The sequence below is a fragment of the Massilia aquatica genome, from assembly GCF_011682045.1.
Classification (GTDB): domain Bacteria; phylum Pseudomonadota; class Gammaproteobacteria; order Burkholderiales; family Burkholderiaceae_D; genus Telluria_A; species Telluria_A aquatica.
Genome location: NZ_VVIW01000056.1, coordinates 1 through 5,436, shown reverse-complemented (window position 1 = coordinate 5,436; position 5,436 = coordinate 1). Strand labels below are relative to the sequence as shown.

General features: G+C 54.7%; 3 protein-coding genes. All 3 read right to left on the bottom strand.

Annotation, left to right across the window (positions count from 1 at the left end):
- Nucleotides 1-113 precede the first annotated feature (113 nt).
- Complete coding sequence (locus tag F1609_RS33670; RefSeq protein ID WP_167082260.1) at nucleotides 114-1,862, bottom strand: TnsD family Tn7-like transposition protein; 1,749 nt, start codon at nucleotides 1,860-1,862, stop codon at nucleotides 114-116.
- Nucleotides 1,863-1,864: 2 nt separating this feature from the next.
- Nucleotides 1,865-3,280, bottom strand: coding sequence for an ATP-binding protein (locus F1609_RS33665; protein ID WP_167082258.1), 1,416 nt, complete (start codon nucleotides 3,278-3,280; stop codon nucleotides 1,865-1,867).
- The coding region (locus F1609_RS33660; protein WP_206752983.1) for a TnsB C-terminal domain-containing protein at nucleotides 3,277-5,436 on the bottom strand (2,160 nt) is incomplete at its 5' end. The genes F1609_RS33665 and F1609_RS33660, both read right to left, overlap by 4 nt.

Sequence of the window (5,436 nt, the reverse complement as noted above, 5' to 3'; positions counted from 1 at the left end):
ATCATTCGAACCACTTCCAGCTTCAGGCTGGGATCGAATGTCTTCCGCTTTCTTGTTGCCATGTATTACTCCTCAGATGGTGGATTTTCCACCTATTGAGGTGTCCGAGCAAATTAGACCACAGCAAATAGACCTAGTCGGCCCTCTGGCAACCGTAAGCGCACGGCTTCCTGGAGAACGAGCGTTGTTTTCGGCCATAACTCCGGGGCGATTAATACTTTTCGAAGTCCCGGCGCGAAAATGAAGAAATTGTTGTTTGGGGATGAAACGGGTTCACCTTTGGAACAAAAGGCAATCAAGGCAAGCTTCAGTCCTCTGGCATAACGCTCATCCGCACGACTCATCCTGACATTCGAGTGGTTATCGACCGGGCGGCTCATGTGAAATAGGACGCACTGCTCCTTCAACCAGGCCCTGTCGTTCCTGTAAAGCCAAGCATATGCGGATGGTTCAGCTTTGCGAGCAGCAGCTACGCCAAGCACCCAACCAACGCTCGAAACCCTCAACCAAGATTGACGGGCAATATCGCGGGCAGCCTCCAAACGAACGCGATGCCAAGCGACCTGCAGGCCTGGCACGTTTCTTAAGATGCGAGTGACAGTTACGACGGACACTCCACACTTATTTGCCACGTATGCTTTAGCCTGCCCGTCGGTAAGTAGCTGAACTGCGGCTAGCCAAAGCGATTCGTGTAGCAGCTTTGGTCGCCTTGGAGTTGCGATGCCTGCCGCAGCCGCCCAGGCAGCTACCGTCGTCACGGTGACACCTAGTCTGCGCGCAATCGCAGTCGAGGATTGCCGACCAGCGCGCAACGAATCCACAGCGTTTTCCGGGCGCAAATCCTTAATTTCGGCTTCCGGAAATGAGGCCCGCTCCGCTTTGGCAGCAATGGAAATGGCGCCAAGTGACGATTGAAATTCTGACCACGAATCAAACAACAAAGTCATCCAAGCGATATACCGCAATGGGTGGGTCAATGACCGACCGGCCAGAATACGCCCCAGTTGGGATTGGGCAGCTTGCAAATCTACTTGCATGGCCATTGGCGGCAGCGCAGAGAGCACTGACGCGTGGCGTAGCAAATCAGATTCAAAGCTCAACCATTTTGCTCGCCCGGACTTGGACATCCATCCTCGGCGAGTCATGCCGGTACGGAATGTTTCAGCCAACAGGGCTGAATTCGCAAGACTGCCCGCTGGCAACGCACAAACCATGCCTCCGAGTTCGGCTAAATGTACTCCAATATCCCGGATCCCTCCTTTGGGTTCGTTCAAATGATCCCGCTGCTGCCATGGCGCTAAGCATGCGTCATTCGGCAGCACCCATTGGAATCTAGCGCGCTGATCAAGTTTTAGTGGCGACACAAATAGCGGTTCGGCGTGCAGAGGACAGAACCAAGTTGAGGGAAGCTGATGAGTGCGGTGCCAATAGGCCACTCCGAATCGCTCACGATCATTGTGGATGCAAGAGACACAGGCTTTAAGCGGATGAGCCGCGCCAAGACCACTGGTCAGCAAGCCAAGCCTGTATTTAAGAGTGTTGATCCCGTCGGCGGACATCTGACGTTCGGCATCCGCGATCAGTTCGATTGAGCGGAACGGCGCATAGAAGGCGAGTATCGTTCGATCACGAATAATCTCGGAAGCGGTTCCCAAACTTCCACGCGCGCGCTCGGCCAATGCCGCGATCCCAGCAGGAAGATCGTGAGCCACGCCTTGGCGCTTGCGTCCAAAGAGCTGTAGACAAGTAGCAGACGCGAGGCCGTTTACAGAAAGGTAATGATAGCGGCTGCACCAACTGAACAGCGTTTCATCGGGCAGCCACGGTATTCGCTCGCCAATTGCTGCGTCAAAAGTATCCATGTTCAATCCTCGGTGCCTACTTTCGTGGGAGGAATCTGCTCCTTCGTCGATCCAGAACCAGATAAAAATTTCGCCCCCGTCAGCAAGGCCTCTGCGGTCAATGCCGGCCGACGGGTCAACTTGGTGACTGTCGCTGCCTTTCGTTCACCACTACTTACTTCATGGGCCTGTGCCCGAAGTTCCTGCAGCACATGGCGGGCGCCATGATTTAGCGCACTTTCCATGACACGTATGGCGGCCGGGGCCGGGGAATCTGCGTCTAACAGTGACCTACTCGTCTCAGCCTCCCGGCTCGCCAGATCTGGAAACGGGCAAAGAAGATCCTTACGCCTGTCGCGAAGTCGGCTACTAACAGATAGGGAACGCAGGTCTTCGATATCGGCCCGTTGACTCGCATAGGCACTTGACCCGTAGGCCGCTCGGACGTCAGCCATCGTGACGCGGCGCCCTAGCTTTGCAGGCCAGGAGATTCGACATGCTTCTAGCAACAAGAGCCCCAACAATCGACATAGGCCACCGGTCAGGCGATGTAGTTCCGGAGCATCTCGTTCACCTTCGATATCGAGCAAGTGTGGCGCGACCATGACATGTTCGTCTACCTGCAAGATCCATTCTTGGCTACTCCCGTGTGATGGCTTCAGTATCAATGTCTTCGCGAGCAGGCGATCCTTATCCTCCTGGTTGCGGGTCAGTAGCTTGTGGCCAAGCGAATAATTGAAAACGTACACGACGGCTGGGCCAAGCTCGTTTAATTCGGCGACCAGGTTGGCGATCAGTGTTGACGAACTCTCCCCGCGAGTCATTGACTGCAATTCATCTACGATAAGCAGTTGGGTCCCCTGGGTGTACAGCCACTGGCGGAGATGTTCAGCTAGCTCCGCAGGGGGGAGATTCTGGCGCCCGGCGACGAAGACCGGATTTGCCAAAGAGCGAAGGACCGGACCGGACGAGCGCTGGGAACGGATTGTTAAGTGAATTACCGGGCGCATCGGAACTTGAACGCTCGACGTCAAGCACACGCCTGGTACAGGCGAGAGCGCACGTTCAAGCGCACGCATCGCGGAAGACTTGCCTACGCCGGCGAGACCAGTCAGACCCCAGATCTCTTGATCTGCCAGAATCACCGGTTGACGGCTATATATTGCTTGCTCGTATGCCCGAGGCGTCGGCAAGCGCCGGGCTGCCAAGTGCCTGACGCGTTCGACCATCTGCGCTAACACAGCGAGATGGGCATCGTTCGGTAGATAGGTATTCTTCCAAGCCTCCCGCAATCGCTCGACCGCGACGACCGGAGAATCCTGTTGTAGGGAGTCCAATGCCACAACGCTTTGCATGATGCGATCACGCAGACGATCGCCAGTGTCGATCCCATCAAACAAGCCGTGCCAAGTTTCAGGTCCGTTGCTTTGGTCGCTCACTTGCGACCTCCTTTCGGCCGTAAGAGCGGCATCGTTTGTCGCGCCTCTTCTAGCGAAGCAAAGTTGCCACGTTTGGCTCGTCCTGGTTTTCGTTCAATCTGTTCGTACGGCATTCCTGTCTCGGCGGTAAACCGTTCAGAGACATCGGCCTTGGCTGCTTCGCGATGGACCCGAAGAGATGCTTGTTCTTCGCTACGCAGCTTTGCGAGTTGTTCAAGCTCGGCGGCCGATAGGAAGTATTCCTCATCGTCTGTCCTGATGCCATAAGCGGCGTCCACAGTTATAAGGCCATCTGGGGTTTCCAGAAAAATTTGACGCACGCAAGTCGGCAGCATGTAACCTTGAGTAGGGCGGCACCCTCCGCGCAGAACGCTGCTATCGCGTAGGTGATGCGACCAAAATCGAAGTCCCATATAGAAGACGGCGCCATCGTCTATGGTCAGGTCGATCTTCGTGAAATATGCGCGGATCGCCTGCTCACGAGGAATCCGAAAAGCAAACGTACGCCCCAGCTCGCTCAAGTAGTTCCATAGGGTCACCGGCGTGGGGAGGACGCCGGCACAAATTGCGTCCGGTGTGAGCCGCGGCTGCACGTTCGTAGTTAGGTTCGACTCAATGACTTTCCAGATTTCTCTTTGTGCCAACTGCGGAATGGAAAGACGAGTGACCTGATATTGCGGCGCCCCTTCGAGCTTTACTTCCTTAGGATGGCGAGTCTCAACGTTTGCTTTTGATTGGCCAGAATAGGACGGCGCAATCTCCCGGATAACTGGACGAAGGGCCTGATCGCATGGCTCTGCACCCGAGGTTGCGCCCGGTCCGCGATCTGTAATTTCGTGCAGCGGAAGGCCCGTGCTCGGCCATTCGTTTGAATTGATGGTGATACCGTACAGACTACAGAACCAAACCTTATCAACGGCCATACAACCTTTGGCCATGCGATATGCTTCGGCCTGTTCACCTTTCAAAGAAAAACCTATTCCGACAATCATGCCGGAGGCCAGACAAATAATCCGCACCACGGCGAGCCGCGGGAGATGACTACCTTCCAAGTATCCCTGAGCCACCTCTTTCACGAAGTAAGCATCTTCAACAAGAATTTCCATCGCATTTGCCACGGCCGCAGTGAATTGGCCTTGTGAAGGCCTAAGCTTCGAACGAACCCGGGCGGCACCGTATTTCATGAGCTGCCGAGTCGATAGATCATTCGTTTGAGCGACCCGATACTCGAACTGCCTTTGCGTCGGAAATGGCTTCCCGTCTGGGTGCGCGAAGCGCATCCGAAGCCTCGAGTCTTTAACCGCTTTACAGCCGAATACAATCGTCATAGTTTGACGGTATATCGACCGCATGCTGACTCCTGGTCCGCTAAACCGACTGTAGCCAGCGCGGCAGTTTTCCTGAAACTCTTCGGCACAGGAACTATGGCCATGCATGGCGCCGAGTGAGGAGGGCCTACCAAATTTCTTCTCCTTCTTGGATCGGTCCCATTTCCCGATATTCGGGATCGCGTAGTGAAGAGCCAGCCTTTCCATGCCAAACGACACGTATGCAAAGAAGGCGATACGGAATCGCGTCTCGTTTTGCGGCGGCAGACATGCTCTTGCCAAGCGATTCAGTTCAACGACAGGGTTCGCCGCTCGAAGGATATCGAGTAGACGTTCAAGGGCGGGCCACAAATGGGCCAGCATTTGATCGATTCGCTGTGCATGGGACACCTTCCGCAGTACATCGCTTCGATCATGGGCCAGTAGGTCCGAAATGCTTAGACTGTCCAGCCAGTGCGGCAATTCGCGGGGATTGGTACAAGGCAGTAGGAGGCTGCTAAGGATCGCATACTCAAATCTATCTCTTCGTACAAATGCCAACAACGGTGGCGACTTGTCCACACCTTCTGTTCTGAGAAGACTTGCATCAACTTCAATAGGCGCACTGAATGTGACCAGCACCACACGATTGAGGACTTTGTCGTTGAATAAAAAGTGATAGACGATTCCAGTTTCTAGTCCCTCAAAGCCGTACGGGGCGTATTGCTGTGGTCTAATTTGCTCGGACACCTCAATAGGTGGAAAATCCACCATCTGAGGAGTAATACATGGCAACAAGAAAGCGGAAGACATTCGATCCCAGCCTGAAGCTGGAAGTGGTTCGAATGA

What these genes read in the sequence shown, in the direction of transcription:
- F1609_RS33670 (WP_167082260.1), bottom strand. Translation starts at nt 1,862, where the DNA reads ATGGATACTTTTGACGCAGCAATTGGCGAGCGAATACCGTGGCTGCCC.